This window comes from Pseudorhodobacter turbinis, assembly GCF_005234135.1.
GTDB lineage: Bacteria > Pseudomonadota > Alphaproteobacteria > Rhodobacterales > Rhodobacteraceae > Pseudorhodobacter > Pseudorhodobacter turbinis.
This window is the reverse complement of sequence record NZ_CP039965.1, coordinates 832,252-853,073: the sequence shown is the minus strand read 5'-3', so window position 1 is coordinate 853,073 and position 20,822 is coordinate 832,252. Positions and strand designations below refer to the sequence as shown.

Genomic DNA, 20,822 nt, shown 5'->3' with positions numbered 1-20,822 from the left:
TTCAATTCCCCCTGAACACGGGGGAAATTATGAGCAATCTTTACTGGCTGAACGAAGAGCAGATGGCACGGCTGCGGCCGTTCTTTCCGAAGAGTCATGGCAAGCCACGCGTGGATGATCCGTTGCCCTCAGGCAACAGCATCAAGATCCTGCAGGTCAAATACCTCAACAACATTATTGAACAGGACCACCGCTTCGTAAAGCGGATCACGGGCCCAATGCTTGGCTTCAAGGCCTTCAATTCTGCCGAGGCTACCTTGGCTGCGGTCGAGACCGCGCACATGAATGACCCGAAAGGGGCAGATCCATGCCAACGGCCTCACCGCGTTTCAGCAGTTTGCTGCGCTCGCAGCATAGGTATGTCCAGGCTATGCCCGCACTCAAACTCCAACAAAATTCGCGACAGCAACCGGATCGGACCTGTTGTTGGTTTTGAGAAGCTATTCCTGTTTCTACCTGTCGCCCAGAGGTGAAAGGCTCTAACGCCTTTCATGATACGACACCGGCGCGTTTCAGGCTGTCGATTTCATGGGCGACGGCCTCGGCAAAGGCTTGTCCAACCGTGCTGAGCGGACGCTCATGGGGAATGAAGCGCGCGATATCCCAGTTGATCGCGGGGATCAGACGGTGGACCGTCACCCGCTCCGGATCAAGAAGCTGATGCGCTGTGGGGTCAATGATGGCGATGCCTTCGCCGCGCTCTACAAGCCGGACAATACTATGAACGGTGCGCAGTTCGGCGACGATGGTGCGATGCACTTGAATGGTTTCCATCATGTGATCGATCCGGCGCCTGAGCGGGCTGCCCTGTGCAAGATCGATGAACAGCTCTTTGCGCAGACGCGGCAAGGGGATTTCATCCATATCGCCAAGCGCATGACCTTTGGGCAGAATGCATTGCGCCTCACAATGCGCCAAAGACAGGGCATCGCCGCCGAAGGCCTCGGCATTGAGGGTGATACCAAAGGCCAGATCGCAGCGCTGCTCACTGATCATGCGCAACATTTCGGCCATGCCCACATCCGCGATTTGCACCGTGGCTTGGGGGTGGTTCTTGCGGAATTTGACCAGCGCATCCAACAGAAATGTATCGCAAAAAATCGGCTGGGCCGCGATGACCAAATGCCCGACCTGCCCGCTGGCGATGGCATTGGCTTCCAGTTCCAGATTGCGCAGACCGGCCAAATGATGTGCGACTGTTTGGTGAAAGCGGAAGGCCTCGGCGGTGGGGGCGAGTCGGTTTCGTTTGCGTTGGAACAATTCGAACCCCGCCTTTGCCTCAAGCGAGGACAGCAGACGGCTTACCATTGGCTGGCTTGTATCCATTTGTTCTGCGGCCAGCTTGACCCCGCCCAATTTCATATAGGCGTCAAAGGCCTTTAGTTCCCGTGTCTTAAACATAATGCACCCCCTCAGCATGCAGTTTATGCAACTTCTCATCCGCTATTGTCAATTTTGGCATACTGTGAATTGTATTATTATCCAACAGTTCCGATAAATCGGACGAAAGAGAGGTACATATGAAAAAACTACTCGGATCGATCGCATTTGCCGTCGTGGCAGCAACAGGGCCTTTGATGGCCCAATCTTATCCTGATCAGGCGGTAACGCTGGTGGTGCCCTATGGACCGGGCGGGGCGTCTGACCTTGCAGGCCGTGCGCTGGCGGAAACGGTTCAGCCGTTTTTGGGCCAACCTGTCACGGTGATGAATAAACCCGGTGCCGGTGGTATGAACGGCGCGCGTTTCGTATCCGAGGGAGATGCGGATGGTTACACGCTGCTGCTGGCGCGTGTTGGTATGGCGTTGTCGCCTGCTGTGATGCCGGACTCTGCTGTGGCGTGGGATTCCTATACCTTCCTTAGCGCTTTGGAAGCCACCCCGATGATCTTGGCCGTGCGCGGCGATGCGCCCTATAACAGCGTCGAGGAGCTGATCGCAGCCATCAAAGAGAGCGATGGCGCGATGACATATGCCGCTTCCGGTGCGACCGCGATTGACGGCTTCACCACGCAAGCGCTTCTGGCTGACAACGATCTGGACCCGCTGACTGCGGCAACTTTGGTGCCCTACAAAGGCGGCGGCGCGCTGGCGACGGCACTTTTGGGTGGCCACGTGGATTTCGTTGCGATGGCTGCGGCCTCCTTGATGCCCCATATCGCAAGCGGCGACATGAAGGCCTTGATGGTTTTCGCGCCTTCGCGTGTTGAAACCCTGCCAGACGTTGCAACTGCGCAAGAGCTTGGCTACGAAAAAGCCGGTCAGATCACAGGGTGGAGCGCGCTTTACGCCCCGAAAAACCTTCCCGATGAGGTGGTTGCCAAATGGCATGAAGCCCTCGGCCAGGTGGCAACGGATGAGAAATGGCTCGATCTGGCCGCGCGTCGCGGGTCGATCTCGACCATTGGCACTGTGGATATGACCGATTACGCAAAAAGCCAGTATGAGCTTTTCAACGGTCTTGCCAAAGACTTCGGCTATTTGCCGCAGTAACCTGTTGATGCAGGTGGGCGTTGATTGCGCCCACCTGTCATTCCTTCCGGCCTGACCCGCGGGCCGATTTCCTTTCAGTCCAGATCTCCATCTTTTCAGGAGCGTTGCTATGACCAAGCCTGTTTTACGGGGGCTATTGTTTATTGCGTTTTTTACGCTTTGCGCCTTCGTCCTTGTGCCCGCATATGTGCCCCGCCCCGCCTTTATTCCCGGTTTCGCCCCGCCGCCTGATATGTGGCCCAGAGCCGTGTCTTTGGTTGGGATAGCCCTTGGTGTTCTGGCGCTTGTCTTCGCTTTGCGCGGGGGCCAGCCGGATGAGGAACCGATTAAAACGGATGGCAGTTCCGCAACGCAAATGGGCCTTCGGTTTCTGGGCATTCTTGTTGCGTTCGCCATGTTCCTTGCGGTGATGCCTTATGTGGGCTTTCTGCTCGCAACGATGCTGTTGACCTTCACGATGGTTCTGATGACCGGGGAGCGCGGCTACCGCATCTGGATTGCGCTGCTTGCTGTCGCAGGGCCCGTTTTGCTGTTGTTGTTTTTTAATTCCGCGCTCGGCACGCAGTTCCCTAAGGGTGCGCTGGCCAAGTTGCTCGGCTTTTGATCGGAGATACTTATGATCGATGAGATTCTCTCGGCGCTGGTGGCGGTTGCCACTTTGCAAAACCTGCTGATCATGGCTGCCGGCATTTGGGGCGGTGTGATTGTGGGGGCCATCCCCGGCATGACGGGCACTATGGCCGTGACCTTGGCGCTGCCCTTTACCTTTTATATGGACCCTGTGCCCTCCATCCTGTTGCTGGTGGCTTTGTACAAAGGTTCCACCTATGGCGGGTCTGTTTCTGCCATTCTGATCAAGACGCCGGGCACCGCCTCTGCGGCCTGTACCGCGCTTGACGGTTACCCTTTGGCGCAACAGGGCAAGGCGGGCAAGGCGCTTAACATGGCGCTTTATTCATCCGTGATCGGGGATTTCATATCGAATATGTCCTTGATCTTTTTCGCCGTGCCATTGGCGGCGCTGGCGTTGCACATCGGGCCGCCCGAATTTTTCATGCTGATGCTTTTCGCCCTGACGACCGTCGCAGGGGTGTCGGGCAATTCCTTGTTGCTGGGCATGGTTTCTGCGGCGCTGGGGCTTTTGCTCGCCACGGTCGGTGAGGATATGTACGGCTCTTTCCGCTTTGCCTTTTTGCCGGATATGCAGGCGGGTCTGTCGATTGCGCCGGTGCTGATCGGGTTGTTCGCCTTGCCAGAGCTGATCAAGCTGATCGTGATGCGCGCGGCCAAGACCGAAGATGCCGCCACATTGGGCGCGCAAAACATCACCCGGGCTGAGTTTATGGGCTCGCTGCGCAGTATCCTCAAAGGCTCTGTCATCGGCTCTGTGTTGGGGGCAATTCCGGGCATCGGGCCGTCTTCGGCGGCGTTCTTTTCCTATGGTGAGGCGCAGCGCAGCTCAAAGAACGGTGCGAATTTCGGCAAGGGAGAGCTGGAGGGCATCGCCGCATCGGAATCTGCGAATAACGGGGCTTGTGGCGCGACGATGATCCCGCTGCTGGCGCTGGGTGTGCCGGGCGATGTGATCACCGGCGTGATGCTGGGTGCCTTTATGATCCAAGGGCTGACACCGGGGCCGTTGCTGTTCCAGACCAATATCCATGAAGTTTACATGCTGCTGATTGGTATGTTGGTGTCTTCGGTCCTGCTGTTTTTTGCGGGCAAGATCACGATGCGGATGTTTTCCAAAGTGGCGCATATCCCGCAAAGCTTGCTGACGCCTTTGGTGCTGTTGTTGTGTATTTTCGGCATCTATTCCATCGCATCAAGCACCTTTGACGTGGCCGTGCTTTTGGTGATGGGCGTGGTTGGTTTCGGCATGTTCTTGTTGAACATCCCAGCGGCTCCTTTCCTTATCGCGTTCATCCTTGGCCCGATGATCGAAGAAAACCTGCGGCGCGCGCTTGCAATTTCACGCGGGGATCCGTCGGTGTTGTTGTCCTCGCCAATCACATGGGTTTTTGCCGTGCTGATTATTTTTGTGCTTGGCCTGACGATCCGTCGTGAAATTCAGAAATCGAAAACAGAAAGAAGAGTTGAACAATGACACTCTCGGGTGAGATCACGTTCGCAACCAATGATCGGACGGGCAAGGCCGCAGAGCATCTGGCAAATCTGATCGCATTTGATACGGTCTCGCGCAATTCAAACCGGCCGATCATCGACTTTCTAGCCGGTTATTTTGCCGACCTTGGCGCGCGGATCACGATCTTGCCGGACGCGTCCGGGACAAAGGCCAATCTTGTCGCGGCTTTTGGTCCCGAGGATAAAGCCGGTGTCGTCTGGTCCGGTCATACCGATGTGGTGCCTGCGGATGAGCCTGAATGGACAAGCGACCCGTTTGTCGCCGAGATCCGTGATGGAAAGCTGTTCGGACGTGGGGCTTGTGACATGAAGGGCTTTGCCGCCTGTGTCATGACCGTGGCCCCCGATCTGGCGCGTGCGACGCTGTCGCGCCCGGTCTATCTTTGCTTTTCCTATGATGAAGAGGTGGGCTGCCTTGGTGCGCCGACAATCGCGCAATATCTGACGGGGCTTCCGGTTCCGCCGGAACTTGCCATCATAGGTGAGCCGTCGATGATGCAGCTTATCACCGGCCAAAAGGGCAAGATCGCCATGCGCGCGCGGGTCTCGGGCACATCGGGGCATTCGTCCTTTGCGCCCGAACATGTCAATGCGATCGAATATGCGGCAAAGGCCATTGCCCTGATTTCGGAACGCGGCAAACGCTATGAGGCCGAAGGGCCGTTTGATCCCGATTTCACCGTGCCCCATGCGACGATGCTGGTGACCATGGTGAACGGCGGGGTTGCGACCAATGTCACGCCGGACAATTGTGAGTTTACCTTTGAATTGCGCTCCATCAGCGGGATGGACCCGGAGGCGGATATGGCCGCGCTATTGGGCACGATTGAGCGTGACGTCGCCGCCCCGATGCAGGCAAAAACCGCAGGCACCGGCATCACTTTTGAACGGATCTTCGCCTATCCCGCGATGGGAGAGGCCCGCAATACCCTCGGCTTCAACCGCTACGCACGGCTGTTGCCGGAGTGGGGTGGCAAGGTCTCTTATGGCTCTGAGGGCGGCGTGTTCGAGCAGATCGGCGGCATCCCTGCGGTGATCGTCGGGCCCGGCTCGATTGACCAAGCACATAAGCCCAACGAATTTGTGGCCTTGGACCAGCTGGGCACCTGCGTGCAGTTTCTGGACAGCCTGATTGCGTTTCTTGCCGCAGATGAGGGCGCCGCGTAAAAGGTTCAGTCGTCATTTTGGCGCAACGACCTGCACGCTGCTTTTGCCATTGCCTTGGCGGTTGACGCGGATCTGAACGGGGATGCGGTCCTTCATCGCCTCGACATGGCTGATGACGCCGACGCTGCGGCCCTGCGATTGCAGGGTCTCCAGCGCGTCGATGGCCAGATCAAGGCTTTCGGCATCCAAAGAGCCAAAGCCCTCGTCGATGAACAGCGTCGCGGCCAAACCGCCCTTGCCACCCATCCGTGACAGCGCCAGCGCCAGCGCCAAGGAGACCAAGAACCGCTCGCCGCCCGAAAGGCTGCGGGTGGCGCGGGTTTCGCCGCCCATGTCGCGGTCTTCGATATGCAGGGCCAGATCGGCTGCGCGCCGCAAACGGTAGCGTGGTTTGAGATCGGCAAGATGGTGATTGGCGCGGTCGACCAGCACATCAAGAGTGATCGACTGGGCGGTGCGCGCGAATTTATCGCCGCTGCGCGAGCCGACGGCAGCATTCACCGCCTGCCAGACGTCAAGGTCGGCCTTCGCTGTGGTGATCTCGGCCTCAAGCCCCTGCAAGTTCGCGCGGGTTTGGGCATCTGCGTCAAGCTGGCCCGTGATCGCGCCGATGCGTTCTTGACGGTTGGTCTGGGCCAGATCGAGGCAGTTGATCGCTTCGGTTAGTGCCTCGGCGGTGGCTTCCGGCAGGTCTTTGCTGGCCATTTCAAGGTCGGTTTGACGGGCGGCTTTGGCGGCTTTGGCAGAGGTTGCCGCGTCATCGCATTGGCGCAGTTGCAGGCGCAGACGGTCAATCTCGGCACGCGGATGGGCGAGCAGGCGGGCAAGGTCCTGCGCCGTCAGATCGCATTGAAGCAGGCCCGCGCTCAGGGCGTTCCGGCTGGCCGTCACATTGGCTTTGGCCTTGTCGAGCGCTGCAAGACCCGCCGTTTTTTGACCCAATGCGGCACCGGCCTGGGTGCTTGCGATGCTATGGGCGCGGGCGGCGGCCTCGGCCGATTTGCCCGCGTCAAGACGGGCCGCGTTGATGCGGGTGCGGTGCGCCTCGGTCGGCTCCCCGTCCAACAGTTTGGCACGTTGATCGATCAAATCAGCAAGCGCGGTGTGGCGCGACGTGGCTGCATGCCCGACTTGATCAGCGCGTTCCTTGGCTTGTTCGGCGCGCGACTGTGCGGTTGCAAGCTGCGGCGCAAGCTCGGCAAGGCGCGCGCCAGCCGCCTGAAGCGCCTCGCGTGCGGCGGTGAAAGCGGTCAGTTTTTCAGCAAGGCGCTGTTGCAACGACGCGGTGTCATCAAGCGCCGAGGCGGGTTCTGACAATGTCTTCAGGAACGGCAGCAGCGTGTCATCAAGCGCCTCTATCCGCTGGTGTTGATGACTGGTGGCCTGAGCTGCAAGCGACTGATCCTGAACGATTTTGCTGATGGACGCTTGAAGGGTTGCCTTGGCCTGTGTATGCCCCTCTAGGGCAAGTGTCAGCGCGTCACGTTGTTGCATCGCCTTGGCATGGGTTTGGCGCAGGGCGGATAGGGCGCGCATGCTGTCGCGGGCGGCCTCACGCGATGCCTCGCTTTGCACAATTATTATGGCAAGAGCAGGGGTGGTGGCCTCAGGTGTGGCGGGCAGGGGCGGGCAGATATCAGTTGCGGTGGCGCGGTCAAAGGCCTGATCCCATGCGGCTTGGGCGCGCTGTAATTGTTCGGTGCCGGTGGCAAGATCGGCCTCGGCCTGCTCAATCTTGGCGCGGGCGAGGGTGGCCTTTGTGGCGGCCTCGCCCGCGCTGTCACGGGCGGCTTTGGCGGCTGCACGGGCGGCGGCTTGATCGGCGCGTAGATGGGTCGCGAGACTGGCAAGGGCGGTGTCCGAGGCGGTCGGGTGATCTGTCGCACCACAAACGGGGCAGGGGGTTCCGGCCTCTAGGCGCAGGCGCATCTGGCTGGCAGCATCCGTCAACGCAAGGTCGGCGCGCTCCATCGGGGCGGCGAGGGCCTGGAGGGCGGCCTCCGCCCGTGTCTCGGCCAGATCGGCGGCGGATAGGGCCAAGGCTGCGGCCTCGGCGTCCGATGTCGCTTGGGATTTAAGCGTTTGCGCGCGGGTGATGTCGGCCTGTGCGGTAAGGTGGCTTTGCTGTGCGGCCTCAAGCGCATTCAGGGCGGTGATCAGCATAGCATAGGTTTCGGCGCGGTCTTGCGGTGCGGTGGCTTCAATTACGGCGATTTGTGAGGCGTGCCCCGCGATCTGCGCGGTGAGGGTATCGCGCAGATCACGGTCTTTGCGGCTGGCGGCATCGCATTGCGTGATTTCAGCGGCCAAGGCGACGGATTGTTCGGTCAGCGTTTTGGCTTGATCGGTGGCCGAGGCATGGGCTTTGCGGGCGGCCTCGCGGTTGGTCAGATCTTGGGTGAGCTGGTCCCAGCGGTCTGCAAGCGGCGCAATGGCGTCAAGCGTTGTGAGCTGGGCATTGGCCTCTTGCTGTGCTTGGCCCGCCTTGGCGTGCTCCGACAGCAGATGTTCGGCGTGCCGGGCGGCGCTTGCGGCTTCGGCGCTGGCGGTTTGCGCGGCGGTTGTGGCGGTTGTGGCCTCGGAGCGCGCGGATAGGATTTGCGTGTCCAAACGTGCCGCGAGGGTCCAGACCGGCGCGAAGGTTTTGAATTCCTGCTCGCGGTCGGCTTGGGCCTGTTGTGCGGCGTCGGCAGCGGCATGTTCTTCGGCGGCCTTGGCCTCGGCTGTGCTTAGGGCGGTGACGGCTTCGGCGAGGGCTGCTTCGGCGCTTGTCTGGCGGGCCTCGGCGGCTTTGGCATTTTCCCACGGCAGGCGGAGGGGTTCGGCGGTTTCAATTTGGCGTAGCAGGTCACGGCTGGGGGCCGCATCGGTTTGCGCGGCAAGGGCTTGTGCCTCTGCGGCCTCTGCCTCTGCAAGCTTGGCTTGGGCATTTGCATGGCGGGCGTGGCGATCAAGATCGGCGACAAGGGTCTTGCGGGTGGCTCTCGCATCGTTGGTCTGCGCCGCAAGGGTTGCACGCTCTGCCGCCAGCGCTGTGAGGGCCTCATCCGTCAGCAGGCGATGTTCGCCGCGCCGCAGGGTCAGGCTGTCATATACCCCGCGCACGGCCTCGGTGCGTTGAAAGATGCGGGTAGAGATGTCGCGGTAAAGCTTGGTGCCCGTGACCTTTTCCAGCAATGCCGCACGGTCGTTGGTCTCGGCCCGCAGGAAGGCGTCGAAATCGCCCTGCGCCAGCAAAACGGTGCGGCGGAATTCATCATAGGACAGGCCGGTGAGCGCCTGCACATGTTCCGTTACGGCGGAGATCTGGTTGGCCAGAACGTGACCATCGGCAACCCGGCTAAGGCTGCGCTGCACGCCTTGTAACTTGCCCTCGGCGCGGTCGCGGGCCCGACGCGCGGTCCAGATCGCCTTATAGGAAACACCGTCGAGGCCAACAAAACTGACCGCCGCCCAACCCTGCGCTGCACCGCGCCGCAAGATTGATCGGGCATCCTGGGCCTTGATCGTGTCGGCGCCCACATCGGGCACATCGTCCTTTGATCCGCCCAAGGCAAGGCGCGGGGCCTCGGCGTAAAGGGCAAGACACATCGCATCGAGGATCGAGGATTTGCCTGCCCCTGTCTCGCCGGTGATGGCGAACAGACCTGCGCTGCGCAGCGGCTCGGCGGTGAAGTCGATCTCGAAGGGCGCGGCAAGGCTGGCGATGTTCTGGCCGGAAATAGACAGGATGCGCATGTGCTATACCTCGGACAGCGCGTCGCGGAAGGCGCTTAGGTGACTGTTGTCGGGATCAAGGCTGTGTGTCTGGCGAAAGGCCTCACGGAACAGATCCTCGGGGGTGGTATCGGCCAGCGAGGCAGGCGGTGCCTGTGGCTGTTCCGCTGTGGTGCGGTCAATGCGCAGCGAGGCGAGGCGGACGGGGTGGCGGTCAAGCAGCGCCTCGGCCTCGGCGGTCAGGGTTGTCGCGGGCCGGTCGGGGGTAAGCGCAATGTGGACGAAGGGGCGCAAGCCCATAGGCGTGTCGGCGTCAAGGTCAAGCGCGAGGAGCGCGGTTTCCACCTGATCCAGCGGCGCAAATCCGGTATTGGGTATGCGCAGGCAGGCGACTGTGGGCGGCATCGGGATGTGGCGGTGCGGCGGGCCTGCATCCAGATCCACAAGCGTCACGCCATGGTTATAGCCGATCTCGCTGGCTGAAAGCGGGAAGGGAGAGCCGGAATAGCGCACCCGTCCGCCATCGAGGTTTTGCGCACGGTGCAAATGGCCCAATGCGACATAGGTAAGCTCACTCGGGTAGATTTCAGGTGGCACGGCATGATCGCCGCCAATCAGGATGCGGCGCTCGGCGCCTTCGGATTCCAGCCCGCCCGCACAGGTCAGATGCCCCATCGCCAAGAGCGGCAGGCCGCCCGCGCGGGGCAGGGCCGCCGCAACCATGCCTGCATGAAGCGCGCGGACGGCGGTGACCACGGCACTTTCCCCCGCGCCCTGCATACCCACCGTATAGCCGGGCAAATCGCCCAGACGCAGGTAAGGCACGGCCAGAACATGCGCGCGCGGCGTGCCACTGGCATCAGTTAGCGGGATCAGATGGCGGTCCAGATCGACGGTTGCGCCATCGCGGTGCAGGCCGCCCAAGACATGCACGCCCAGTTCGCGCAGGACGGCTTCGGGGGCTTCGAGGCGGGCGGCAGGGTCGTGGTTGCCCGCGATCATCACAATGGTCAGGCCGGGACGGCGGCGCAAAAAGCTTGCGATTGCGGTGTAAAGCAGGCGCTGCGACTCCCCCGAGGGGTTGATGCCGTCAAAGATATCGCCCGCAACCAGCAAGGCGTCGACCTCTTCGGTGACGATCACATCGGCCAAAGCATCCAGAAATGCACGGTGTTCGGCCTCGCGGTCAAAGCCGTTCAGGGTTTGGCCAATGTGCCAATCGGCGGTGTGCAAAATGCGCATGATGGCTCCTTGAGGGTTGCATGGTGATACACTGTCGCGCAAGGAAGGTGAACTCCTCTATGGGCGGGCAGGAGCATGGACAGGCAGTTGCTCTGATCCTGTAACAACGGTATCAATTGCTGTAATGATGGGTCGGGAAAAGGAGCGCCTTGTGCCGCAAACTACATCGACACTGACGCTTTTTCAAAACCAGACGTTCCGCATGCTCTGGATTGCTGCCCTTGCCTCGAACTTCGGGGGGCTTGTGCAGGCTGTCGGCGCGGCCTGGATGATGACATCGCTGACAGAATCGCAAAGCATGGTCGCGCTTGTGCAATCCTCGGTGACGCTTCCCATTATGATTTTTTCGCTTTTGGCAGGGGTGTTTGCCGATAATTTCGACCGCCGCAAGGTCATGCTTATCGCGCAATCCTTCATGCTTGCCGTCTCGATGGTGCTTGCTGTCTTGGCCTATGAGGGGATGCTGACGCCTTGGTTGCTGCTTGGTTTTACCTTCCTGATCGGTTGCGGAACGGCGCTGCATAACCCGTCCTGGCAGGCATCGATGGGGGATATCGTTTCGCGCGATGAGCTTTCGGCGGCGGTGTCATTGAACAGCATGGGGTTCAATCTGATGCGCAGCATCGGGCCTGCGGCTGGGGGGGCGATCGTGGCGATTGCGGGGGCCGCTGCTGCCTTTACAGTGAACGCCTTTAGCTATGTCGGTATTATCGCAGCCCTGTGGTTCTGGCGCCCGGCCACGCCGCAGCGTCGCTTGCCGCGCGAACGTATGGGCAGCGCATTTTCCGCAGGGCTGCGCTATGTGGCGATGTCGCCCAACCTTATAAAAGTGATCTTTCGCGGCTTTCTGTTCGGCCTTTCTGCCATTGCCGTTCTGGCGCTGTTGCCGCTGATTGTGCGGGAGCTGTTGCAAGGCGGGGCGTTTGTTTATGGTGTGCTGCTGGGCTGTTTCGGTTTGGGTGCGGTCGGTGGCGCATTTATGAATGCCCGCCTGCGGGCCCGGTTTCAAAACGAGCGTATTACCCAGTCTGCTTTCCTTGCCTTTGCCGTTAGCTGCATCATACTGGCCATAAGCCGTCATTATGTGATCAGCGGTATGGCGCTGTTGTTTGCCGGTGGTAGCTGGGTCTTGGCCCTGTCATTGTTCAATGTAACGGTGCAATTGTCGACGCCGCGCTGGGTCGTTGGCCGGGCGCTTGCGCTTTATCAAACCGGGGTGTTTGGCGGCATGGCGGGGGGGAGTTGGGCCTGGGGGGCAATAGCGCAAAACTTCGGTGCGGATGTTGCGATGTTTCTGGCCGCTGCCATGTTGGTTTTTGGCGCTTTGGTCGGGTTGAGGTTGCCGCTACCGGATTCCTCTGAACTTGACCTCAACCCGTTGAATACGTTTAAGGAACCCCCACTGCGATTGGAGCTGAGACAGCGTAGCGGGCCGATCATGATCATGGTCGATTATGAAATCGAGCAAAAAGATGTGGGTGAGTTTCTTGCCGTGATGAGCGCGCGGCGGCGCATCAGAATTCGTGACGGTGCGCAGCAATGGACGCTTTTGCGCGATCTTGAAAACCCCGATGTTTGGACCGAGACTTATCATGTCCCGACTTGGATCGAATATGTCCGCCATCATGAACGGCGCACACAGGCCGATGCTGAATCTTACGAGCAAGTGCTAAAGCTGCACCGCGGTAAAGAGCGCCCCAAGGTACACCGGATGATTGAGCGGCAGGCGATCTCGCTGCGCGATGATACGCCCCGAAAAGATGTGCCGGAAGAGGCTACGGGTAAAAAACGCGGCCTGTGATCCAAGGGCGTTGCCAGCAAACGCGACGGGGCAATTTCAACAGATCACAGGGAAAACTCTGGCCAGATTAATGTGCAATTTTTTCGGCCTTCACGAACATGTTCCCCCAAGCCCGATCAATCAGCGTGGGTGTCATGTGATAGGGGCTGTTCTCAAAGTCGCAGATCGCCATCATCTGTTCGACGAGGAACTTGGGCATGTAGTTGGCATAGACGTTTTGAATGGTCGGAAACTTGACCTTCATCAGATGCATCATGGCCTTTTCATCCAGCGGCATCTTCTTTGCTTTTGCGACCATCGCAAAAATTTTCAGAAAGTTTGCCTGATCTGGCCCATCAATTTTGATCTTGAAGAAAATCCGCCTGAGGGCCGCGCCGTCAAAAATTTCATTAGGGTGAAAGTTCGTGGAAAAGATCACCAAGGTATCGAAAGGAACGGTAAATTTTTCACCCGATTGCAAGGCAAGAATATCCTTCGCCTCCTCCAGCGGAACAATCCAGCGGTTTACCAGCTTTTGCGGAGGCTCCGCTTGGCGGCCAAGGTCGTCCACGATAAAAATGCCGCCCGTGGATTTCAGTTGTAGCGGGGCCTGATAGGTGCGCGCCGTGGGGTTATAGGTAAGGTCGAGCATGTCCAGCGACAACTCCCCGCCCGTGATAACCGTCGGGCGCTCGCAATAGACGTAGCGATTGTCGAAACGGTTAGAGGTGCGGCGCAGGGAGTTGGGGTTATCAATTGCCTCCTCCGCGGCGGAATGGACGATGGGATCATAGAGCGTGATCACTTGCCCCGCATATTCCAACGCACGAGGGACATAGATCTTGTCGCCCATTGCATCACGTATCCCGTTGGAAATACTGGATTTCCCGTTTCCGGGTGGCCCGTACATCAGGATGGAGCGACCGGATGTGATTGCAGGGCCAAGGTTTGACAGAAGATCGGGCGGCAAGATCAGATGCCCCATGGCCGCCGTCAGCTGTTCACGGGTCAACCGGATGTTGCGCACGGATTGACGTTCCACCTGAACGCGGTAATCGTCAAGCGGGATCGGCATGGCGCCGTAATATTCGGATTGCGTCAGCGCATCCAGCGCACGGGCTTTGCCGGCCTCGGTTAATTGGTAGCCCATTTCGCTGCTAGAGGTGGCGTGCATTGTACCTGTCGCCTCAAGCAGGCGTTGGCTTCGGGCGAGGTCAATCAGTTCCTGGGTCAGTTGAACGGGCAGCGAGACGGCACGCGCAATGCTGGACGTGGCATCAAGATTGGTGCGGAACATGGTCTTCAGCAAGATGTCCCGCATCATCACCATCGAAACCCCCACCTCGGCCAGCGTTCTGGGCGGTGGCGGGGCGAGGACATTCGGCTGCACTGTCTGAACGTTCATCAGGTCTACCCGTTTTGGATCAAGCTTGCGGCTATCTTGCGGGCAGAAGGGTTTCGAAAGGGTGAAAACGCCTTAGAATAATACGACAAGCAGCGGGTAAAAGATCAGAGTGCCCGCAAGTGCCAGACCCATCGGGAAATCCTTGTTCGTCCAGCTTTCCCAATCATTGGTGGCCGCGCGAAACTTTGGAACGCGCCTCATCAAGCGGTGGCTGGTAAAGGCAGCCAGCAGGCAGGCGGAGAAGAGCGCGAAAACAACCCGGACATCGGCGGTGGCAAAAAATGGGGCCATGGCCGCCGTAAATTTCGCATCGCCCGCGCCCATCAGCCCGACAGAGGTCGCGATAAATCCGGCCAAAAGCACGATACCCATAAGCGCCCAGCCCCAGCCCCAAACAGCAAGCGGGAACACAAAGGGGCCGACGACAAGATAAACAAGCGCCAAAGCGATAACCGCCTTGTTTGGGATCTTCATGAATTTCATATCCGACCATGCGACCCAGATCGCGATGGGCAGGGTAAAGGGCAGGAACCAGATCAGCTGTGGAAGGGTCATTTGCATCAGTTTGTCACATTCGCGTCCAAGGCTTCAAGTGAGCGCACGGCGGCATCAAAATGCTGCGGATGGGTGTCGATCGCCTCTTGCAGCAAGCCTTTGCCGATCTGCACATCGCCTTGCTTGATGGCGGTCAGCGCAAGGGTGTGTAGCAGTTGCGCGCGCTCTGTCTGGGTCATTTTGATCACGGGCATTTCATATTGGCGTTGCGCACCGCGGGACAAAACAAGATTGTTTTTAGCGGTGAAAAGCGACGGATCATAGGTGATCGCGTCAAAGAACAACCGTTCCGCGCCTTTGAAGTCATTGCGCGTCAGCTTGGAATAGCCCCAGTTATTGTAAACGCCGGCAGGGGCGGTGGTCAGCCCAGCTGCAATCTCATAGAAACTATCGGCTTTTTTCCAGTCCTTGTTGGAGTCCGCAACCATCGCCTCCAGTTTGTAACGCTCGAAGGTTTCATGGGTGGGCGGGATCTTGTTCAGCTCTGCCTCGGCCTGTTTCCAGTTGTTGGACCGGATAAGCGCATCGGCATATGCGACGTGATCATCCGCGGTGGCAGACGGATCGCGCATGACCTCTGCCCAAACGCTTGCGGCCTCTTGCGGTTTTTGGGCGCGTATAAGGGATTTGGCAAGGCCCCGTTTCAGATCAACACGGTCGGGGTTCTCGGCCGCCGTTTTGCGAAAATAGGCGACGGATTCGTTCGGGTCGCCCACGGTCAGCATAATGTCGTTGAGGTTGGATTCATCAATCACGTTCACCGACTTCATGGCACGGTTGACCTCGGATTCTGAGGCCTGTTGGCAGGCCGACAAAGCAACTACGCTGCCAAAGCACAGGGCTAGAAATACTGGGTGGCGCATTTTGCGTCCTTTTTTCTGCTCGATCGTCAGGGTCTTAAAGCTGCGAGAGAAGGACATATTGGCCCTGATCCCGTCGCACCAAGGTGAAATTGTGATTTTGTGCCCCCTCATCATACACAGCGGCTGTGCTGCGCGCGATAGCAAGGCGAAGATTTTCCCGGATTGAGTCTGAACCGCCACTATCCAGCGCATAGGCCTGTTGGAAAACAGCGCGTGCCTCGCCGAGATTTCCGCGCTCCATCAACACCACGCCAAGGTTGTTATGGGCAGGCACAGAGGAGGGATCGGCTTTGATCGCCTGACGCAAAAGCGTTTCGGCTTGGCCCAAACGGCCCAAACGTAAATTGGCAGATCCAATCGCAGAAAGGACATCGGCAGTCATGCCTTGCTCTGCGGCGGCACGCAGATAGGCGCGCAGGGCAAGATCAAACTCTTGTGCTTCCATCAAACGATGGCCGACGAGCAAGCCGTCAACGCCTTTTGCACGAGCATCGGCTGAAGGGGGGGCATTGCGCGCACGTTCAGCAGGCGAGAGACCTTGCGTCGACTGACAGGCGGCCAGCAGGACCATCCACAAGATCAAAACAAATGGTCGCCGTATCATATTAAGCTTTTAGCCCCCGCCAAGCGCCTTGGAAATGCCGTGTACCGACGGCCCGATCAGGATGATCATCAGGGGCGGAACGGTGAACAGCATTGTGCCGAGGGTTAGCTTGGTGGGCAAGGTATTTGCTTTCTCTTCGGCGCGCATGACACGTTTATCGCGCATTTCGGCAGAATAGACACGCAGAGCCTCTGCAATGGATGTACCGAAACTGGCGGATTGTACTAACGTGGTCACAAAGGATGACACATCAGCAATGCCAACACGTTCAGACATATCCTTCAATACGGCAATGCGCTCCTTACCGGCTTTTACCTCATGCGCGATTGTGTCGAATTCATCGGCCAGTGCCGGATAGCCCGCGCGGCTTTCTTTCGCTACGCGCAAGATGGATTGATCAAGTGATTGCCCTGCCTCTACGCAGACCAGCATCATGTCCAGCGCATCCGGGAAACCTGATACGATTTCATCCTGCCGTTGCTGGATGCGGCGTTGCACCCAATATTGAGGGATATAATAGCCGATTGCGCCGGGGCCGATGGTGCAAATTACAAGCATCTGGGTCGAGACATCCCCCTGACTTTGCAAAATCAGGGCATAGATGACGCCAATTGACAAAAGCCCGACGCCCAACACCAATTGCGCAAAATGGAAAAGCTGCACTGCATTCTTCGCCCGGTAGCCCGCACGGAGAAGCTTCAGCCGGGAGGCGGAAAGTTCCTCTGCGTTTTGCGGTTCCAGAAAAGTAGAGAACTTTTGCAGTTTGTCACTGGCCCCGCCATTGCCGCCCATACGCAAGCCGGCTTCTTTCGGTGCTTTATATGTTTCTTGCTGGCGTTTGATCTTGTCAAAAGGTTCAGGGGTTTTGCGCAACATGAACGGCAAGGCCACCAAAATCAACGCAAGCCCAAGCCCGCCAATCACGAACAGCGGCCCCATGGGGCCAAGCATATCGACAAGCATCTGGTGAATGGTCGCAAGCATATTATCAGCCCCTATACCTTGATATTGACCATGATCTTCATGAAGATCACGTTGATCACCAAAAACCCCCCCACCACCAAAGCGGCGGGAATGAAGGCTGATGTCTCTTTTACGTTGTCATAATAATCCGGCTTGATCACCTGAATCGCGATGAGGGCTGCGATGGGAAAGCCTGACAGGAACATGCCGGACCATTTTGCCTCTGCGGTGATGGTGCGCACGCGCCGGAACAATTTGAACCGCGCGCGGATGACCTGTGCGAGCCCGTGTAAAATCTCGGCCAGATTGCCCCCCGAAGTTTGCTGAATGGTGACGGCCACCGCCAGAAAACGCAGATCCTGACTGTCCATGCGTTCGGCAAATTCCTTTAGCGCCTCAGATACATCGCGGCCATATGCAGCCTCATCCGCGATAATACCAAATTCGGTCCCGAGCGGGTCGGCCACCTCTTTGGCTACGATGTTGATGGCAGATGAAAACGGGTGGCCCACGCGCAAGGATCGCACCATCAACTCCACCGCGTCGGGCAGTTGTTCATCCATCAAATCCATGCGCGCTTTTGCTTTGCGGGCAACCCAAGTGTAGACGCCTCCGATGCCCATTGCGATGGCGATAACGGCGCGGACAGCGGGCTCTGCTTCGGTGCCAAGGGTCAACCCCAGGAAGGCAAAAACCGAAACGCCGGCCATGATAAGCACCAGCTGTCGGGGTGAAAAAGCAATATTTGCCTTTTGTGCCTTGCTTGCCAGTATCGAATAGAGCGGGATGCCACGGGCCTTTAGGTGTTGACCCATCTCCTTGCGAAGCTGGTCCAGAACCTGTTCGCGATTGCCCGATTTTTCCAGCAGTTCCAAACGGCGGCTGACCCGGTTGTTGAGGCTGATGGATTTGCCGAATACCGTCAGATAAAGACCTTCGACCAGCACGAGAACGGCCACGAAAATCAGGATGTAGATCAGAGGGGCTGCGCTGAATTGCATGGCAAGTCCTTAGACGATGGGTTCATAGATGGATGCGGGCAGGTCATAGCCCCACTGGCGGAAACGCTCGGAAAAATGCGACCGAACACCGGTGGCATTGAACCGCCCGATAATCGCACCATCAGGCGCAAGGCCAAGCCTTTCAAATCTAAAGATTTCCTGCATAGAGATTACTTCCCCCTCCATCCCCGTAATCTCGGTGATAGAGGTCATGCGGCGGGTACCATCTTGCAGACGGCTGGCCTGTACGACCAAGTTCACAGCAGAAGAAATCTGGGACCGGACGGCCTTCAACGGCATCTCGATCCCCGCCATTGCGATCATGTTTTCCAAGCGCGATACCGCATCACGGGCAGAGTTGGCGTGGATCGTGGTCATTGACCCGTCATGGCCGGTGTTCATGGCCTGAAGCATGTCGATCACCTCCTCACCGCGGGTTTCACCGACGATGATCCGGTCGGGGCGCATCCGCAGCGCGTTGCGCAGGCAGTCACGTTGGGTCACAGCACCTTTGCCCTCGACGTTGGGCGGGCGGCTTTCCATTCGGCCGACGTGGATCTGTTGCAGTTGCAACTCGGCAGTATCCTCAATCGTCAGCACCCGTTCGGCATTATCGATAAAGGAGGATAGCGCGTTGAGCGTGGTGGTTTTGCCCGAACCCGTCCCGCCGGACACGATGATGTTCAGGCGGGTGGAAACAGCGGCTTGCAGATATGCGGCCATTTCCTCGGTAAAGGCGCCGAAACTGACCAGATCGGGGACACCCAATTTGTCTTTTTTGAACTTCCGGATGGATACGAGACTGCCATCCACCGCCACGGGCGGCACCATGCAGTTGAAGCGGCTGCCATCGGCCAATCGCGCATCACAGTAGGGGTTGGATTCGTCAACCCGTCGCCCCACGGCGGATACAATCTTGTCGATGATCCGCAGCAAATGCCGCTCATCCTTGAAGGTGATGTCGGTCAGGGTAAGTTTGCCCGCACGCTCAATAAAAATCCGTTTTGGCCCGTTCACCAGAATGTCATTGACCGTTTCGTCCTTGAGCAGGGTTTCCAAGGGGCCAAGCCCCATGACCTCATCATAGAGCTCTTGATTCAAAATTGCGCGGTCGTCTTTGTTCAGCGCGACAGACATCTCGTCTAGCGCCTCCGCCACGATTGCAGAAATCTCGGACTTCAAATTGGCTTCCGAGGCCGTTTCAAGGGCGGCAAGGTTCAGGTTTTCGAGCAGTTTTTTATGAAGCTCTACCTTCAGTTCCATCAAGCGGTCTTTGCGCTTTTTTTCTTTGTCGACAGCAACCGCCTCGGCGGATGGGCGGATGGTGACCTGCGCGGTGCGCTTCGGGGCTGGGGCGCTCGGCTCTGGTGCCGCGGGCCGGGTCTCGACCGGTTGCAATCCTGAGACCGCAGCGGTTTTCGGAGCGGCTTCGGCGGTCTTCTTATATCGCGAGAACATGGTCTATGCACCCCTTAGGTCGTTTTTATCCCTTTGCCGCCTCCGCTGATTTGTTCAGGTCATACAAAGACTTTGCCAGCTTCTGGATTTCCTTGCGCATCGGATTCTTGGCAGCGGATTCCGCCAAGGGCAGCCCGTGGTCATTGGCTTGCGTAACTTGCGCCCCGCCATCCGGCAGTTGCACGTCTATGTCTATATCCAGGCTTTCAGCCATTCGTTTAACCCGACTTTTGCCGGATAGATCCGTAAACTTCGGCGCACGGTTCAAGATAAAGCGCAGCTTGTCTGATGGCAGCGCATCTGCCTTGAGCGCACGCACGAGGCGGAGAACGTTCTGTGCCGAGCGTAGATCGAGTTCCATTAAGGCGAAGTAAACATGCGCCCGCGTCAGCACGGTTTCTGTCCAGCTGATAATCGTGGAGGGCATGTCGATGATAACAAAATCGAAGTTCTGCCGTGCCATATCAATCAACCGGTCGATATCCTCGCCCTGCACAATGTCCAGCGGCAGCATATCAGGCGGCGCGGTAAACACATGCAGCTTGTCGTTAAAGGTCAGCATGGACTTGAGGAAAGCTTCGGTATCGGCGCCTTCGGTGTCTTGCAAAATATCGAAGACCGCTTCGCGTCGCGGCAGGTCCAGGTAGGTTGAGACCGCCCCGAACTGGAAATCAAAGTCCAAAAGGCAAACGCGCGGGGCATCCGTCTTGCTGGCCGTCGCCAGATCCCACGCCAGATTGCAGGCAAATGTCGATGCACCAACGCCGCCCGCCATGCCGTGTACCGGCAAGACGACGCCTTCGCGGTCTCCATGGGCCTTGAGGATGGGTGTACTCTCGGGGGGGGCAGGCTCTGCTTCGGGGTTGGTGGTGTCAGCGGCCGCGGGCGGCGGGGCCGCAAGACGCATCCGCGCAATGGCATCATGCAGCGCACCTTCCGGCAAAGGGTAGGGCACAAAATCATCGGCCCCGAGGCGCAGCAGTTGGTGCAAGGCAACGGGATTCACGTCATGCGCGATCAAAATCACCTTGACGTCATTTGATTTTGCCTGCGTGATCAGGCCCGCGATCGGGTCCAGATCCTGCACATCATCGCCATCCACGGCAATTGCTACAAATTCCAGACTCGCTGATTCGGATTGGTTCAGAAAAAGCGCCGCGTCTTCGAAAGAAAGGTCCCCCCAACTCTCGCCCAACTCGACTTCCATGTCGTCAATCAAAAGATCGAAGTTCTGCACGTCACGCGAGATTGTGCAGGCCACAATCGGTGTCGGATCGGGATGGAGATTTGCTACGCTTGTCATCTTAGTATGCCCTTCAAAAGCGGGGCCACCCTATAATCGACTTTGCCAATTTGGCATAATCGTCGATACAGTGCGGAAAACCCCACAGCCAACAGCTGCGCAATTGGCCTCATTTTGGGTAAGATGG

Annotated in this window: 16 protein-coding genes and 2 pseudogenes; 7 read left to right on the top strand and 11 right to left on the bottom strand. The window is 58.4% G+C overall.

Annotated features, from left to right (window positions below):
• Nucleotides 1-29: 29 nt before the first annotated feature.
• Together EOK75_RS16545 and EOK75_RS16540 are read left to right on the top strand one after the other, a co-directional pair.
• Nucleotides 30-119 (top strand): annotated as a pseudogene (locus EOK75_RS16545) (IS5/IS1182 family transposase); the annotation flags it as partial.
• A 27-nt stretch (nt 120-146) separates the two neighbouring features.
• A pseudogene (locus tag EOK75_RS16540) lies at nt 147-357 on the top strand (DDE-type integrase/transposase/recombinase); the annotation flags it as partial.
• A 132-nt stretch (nt 358-489) separates the two neighbouring features.
• Here EOK75_RS16540 and EOK75_RS16535 read toward each other — a convergent pair.
• The gene (locus EOK75_RS16535; RefSeq protein ID WP_137195138.1) at nt 490-1,401 is read right to left on the bottom strand and encodes a LysR family transcriptional regulator; all 912 of its coding nucleotides are present in this window, start codon (nt 1,399-1,401) and stop codon (nt 490-492) included.
• A 119-nt stretch (nt 1,402-1,520) separates the two neighbouring features.
• Between EOK75_RS16535 and EOK75_RS16530 the strand changes: the two genes are divergently transcribed.
• The 4 genes from EOK75_RS16530 (at nt 1,521) to argE (ending at nt 5,804) form a co-directional block, all read left to right on the top strand.
• Nucleotides 1,521-2,492, top strand: a complete 972-nt coding sequence (locus EOK75_RS16530) for a Bug family tripartite tricarboxylate transporter substrate binding protein (RefSeq protein WP_137195137.1) — start codon at nt 1,521-1,523, stop codon at nt 2,490-2,492.
• A gap of 109 nt (nt 2,493-2,601) precedes the next feature.
• Nucleotides 2,602-3,096 carry a tripartite tricarboxylate transporter TctB family protein gene (locus EOK75_RS16525; RefSeq protein ID WP_137195136.1) on the top strand — a complete coding sequence of 165 codons (495 nt, stop codon included), beginning with the start codon at nt 2,602-2,604 and terminating at the stop codon, nt 3,094-3,096.
• Between the two features lie 12 nt (nt 3,097-3,108).
• Entirely contained in the window at nt 3,109-4,599 is a 1,491-nt protein-coding gene (locus tag EOK75_RS16520) for a tripartite tricarboxylate transporter permease (RefSeq protein WP_137195135.1), read from the top strand.
• On the top strand, nt 4,596-5,804 hold the full coding sequence (gene argE / locus EOK75_RS16515; protein WP_137195134.1) for an acetylornithine deacetylase: 1,209 nt from the start codon (nt 4,596-4,598) through the stop codon (nt 5,802-5,804). The genes EOK75_RS16520 and argE overlap by 4 nt, the downstream gene beginning before the upstream one ends.
• A gap of 12 nt (nt 5,805-5,816) precedes the next feature.
• On the opposite strand, the gene EOK75_RS16510 is transcribed toward argE, so the two are convergent.
• Together EOK75_RS16510 and EOK75_RS16505 are read right to left on the bottom strand one after the other, a co-directional pair.
• Nucleotides 5,817-9,542 carry an AAA family ATPase gene (locus tag EOK75_RS16510; RefSeq protein ID WP_137195133.1) on the bottom strand — a complete coding sequence of 1,242 codons (3,726 nt, stop codon included), beginning with the start codon at nt 9,540-9,542 and terminating at the stop codon, nt 5,817-5,819.
• 3 nt (nt 9,543-9,545) lie between these two features.
• Nucleotides 9,546-10,763, bottom strand: coding sequence for an exonuclease SbcCD subunit D (locus tag EOK75_RS16505; RefSeq protein WP_205965506.1), 1,218 nt, complete (start codon nt 10,761-10,763; stop codon nt 9,546-9,548).
• A gap of 151 nt (nt 10,764-10,914) precedes the next feature.
• On the opposite strand from EOK75_RS16505, the gene EOK75_RS16500 reads away from it, so the two are divergent.
• A complete protein-coding gene (locus tag EOK75_RS16500) occupies nt 10,915-12,564 on the top strand; it encodes an MFS transporter (RefSeq protein ID WP_137195132.1) in 1,650 nt (549 codons plus the stop codon).
• A 67-nt stretch (nt 12,565-12,631) separates the two neighbouring features.
• On the opposite strand, the gene EOK75_RS16495 is transcribed toward EOK75_RS16500, so the two are convergent.
• The 8 genes from EOK75_RS16495 to EOK75_RS16460 form a co-directional block, all read right to left on the bottom strand.
• On the bottom strand, nt 12,632-13,948 hold the full coding sequence (locus EOK75_RS16495; RefSeq protein WP_137195131.1) for an ATPase: 1,317 nt from the start codon (nt 13,946-13,948) through the stop codon (nt 12,632-12,634).
• Between the two features lie 72 nt (nt 13,949-14,020).
• Complete coding sequence (locus EOK75_RS16490; protein WP_137195130.1) at nt 14,021-14,509, bottom strand: A24 family peptidase; 489 nt, start codon at nt 14,507-14,509, stop codon at nt 14,021-14,023.
• Nucleotides 14,509-15,366: a tetratricopeptide repeat protein gene (locus EOK75_RS16485; protein ID WP_137195129.1), complete on the bottom strand. Its 858-nt coding sequence runs from the start codon at nt 15,364-15,366 to the stop codon at nt 14,509-14,511. Before EOK75_RS16485 ends, EOK75_RS16490 begins: the two co-directional genes overlap by 1 nt.
• Before the next feature lie 34 nt (nt 15,367-15,400).
• On the bottom strand, nt 15,401-15,970 hold the full coding sequence (locus EOK75_RS16480) for a tetratricopeptide repeat protein (RefSeq protein WP_240794073.1): 570 nt from the start codon (nt 15,968-15,970) through the stop codon (nt 15,401-15,403).
• A 9-nt stretch (nt 15,971-15,979) separates the two neighbouring features.
• Nucleotides 15,980-16,954 carry a type II secretion system F family protein gene (locus tag EOK75_RS16475; RefSeq protein WP_137195128.1) on the bottom strand — a complete coding sequence of 325 codons (975 nt, stop codon included), beginning with the start codon at nt 16,952-16,954 and terminating at the stop codon, nt 15,980-15,982.
• Between the two features lie 11 nt (nt 16,955-16,965).
• Nucleotides 16,966-17,934 (bottom strand): type II secretion system F family protein, encoded by a 969-nt coding sequence (locus tag EOK75_RS16470; RefSeq protein WP_137195127.1) that lies wholly within the window; start codon nt 17,932-17,934, stop codon nt 16,966-16,968.
• 9 nt (nt 17,935-17,943) lie between these two features.
• Nucleotides 17,944-19,392 (bottom strand): TadA family conjugal transfer-associated ATPase, encoded by a 1,449-nt coding sequence (locus tag EOK75_RS16465; protein ID WP_137195126.1) that lies wholly within the window; start codon nt 19,390-19,392, stop codon nt 17,944-17,946.
• Between the two features lie 25 nt (nt 19,393-19,417).
• Nucleotides 19,418-20,695, bottom strand: coding sequence for a CpaE/TadZ family protein (locus EOK75_RS16460; RefSeq protein WP_137195125.1), 1,278 nt, complete (start codon nt 20,693-20,695; stop codon nt 19,418-19,420).
• Nucleotides 20,696-20,822 lie beyond the last annotated feature (127 nt).

Bases quoted from the DNA above. Each gene is read 5' to 3' on its own strand.
- EOK75_RS16520 (WP_137195135.1), top strand. From the start codon at position 3,109: ATGATCGATGAGATTCTCTCGGCGCTGGTGGCGGTTGCCACTTTGCAA.
- EOK75_RS16525 (WP_137195136.1), top strand. From the start codon at position 2,602: ATGACCAAGCCTGTTTTACGGGGGCTATTGTTTATTGCGTTTTTTACG.
- EOK75_RS16485 (WP_137195129.1), bottom strand. From the start codon at position 15,366: ATGCGCCACCCAGTATTTCTAGCCCTGTGCTTTGGCAGCGTAGTTGCT.
- EOK75_RS16535 (WP_137195138.1), bottom strand. From the start codon at position 1,401: ATGTTTAAGACACGGGAACTAAAGGCCTTTGACGCCTATATGAAATTG.
- EOK75_RS16480 (WP_240794073.1), bottom strand. From the start codon at position 15,970: ATGATACGGCGACCATTTGTTTTGATCTTGTGGATGGTCCTGCTGGCC.
- EOK75_RS16465 (WP_137195126.1), bottom strand. From the start codon at position 19,392: ATGTTCTCGCGATATAAGAAGACCGCCGAAGCCGCTCCGAAAACCGCT.
- EOK75_RS16495 (WP_137195131.1), bottom strand. From the start codon at position 13,948: ATGAACGTTCAGACAGTGCAGCCGAATGTCCTCGCCCCGCCACCGCCC.
- EOK75_RS16475 (WP_137195128.1), bottom strand. From the start codon at position 16,954: ATGCTTGCGACCATTCACCAGATGCTTGTCGATATGCTTGGCCCCATG.
- EOK75_RS16530 (WP_137195137.1), top strand. From the start codon at position 1,521: ATGAAAAAACTACTCGGATCGATCGCATTTGCCGTCGTGGCAGCAACA.
- EOK75_RS16460 (WP_137195125.1), bottom strand. From the start codon at position 20,695: ATGACAAGCGTAGCAAATCTCCATCCCGATCCGACACCGATTGTGGCC.
- EOK75_RS16510 (WP_137195133.1), bottom strand. From the start codon at position 9,542: ATGCGCATCCTGTCTATTTCCGGCCAGAACATCGCCAGCCTTGCCGCG.
- argE (WP_137195134.1), top strand. From the start codon at position 4,596: ATGACACTCTCGGGTGAGATCACGTTCGCAACCAATGATCGGACGGGC.
- EOK75_RS16470 (WP_137195127.1), bottom strand. From the start codon at position 17,934: ATGCAATTCAGCGCAGCCCCTCTGATCTACATCCTGATTTTCGTGGCC.
- EOK75_RS16505 (WP_205965506.1), bottom strand. From the start codon at position 10,763: ATGCGCATTTTGCACACCGCCGATTGGCACATTGGCCAAACCCTGAAC.
- EOK75_RS16490 (WP_137195130.1), bottom strand. From the start codon at position 14,509: ATGCAAATGACCCTTCCACAGCTGATCTGGTTCCTGCCCTTTACCCTG.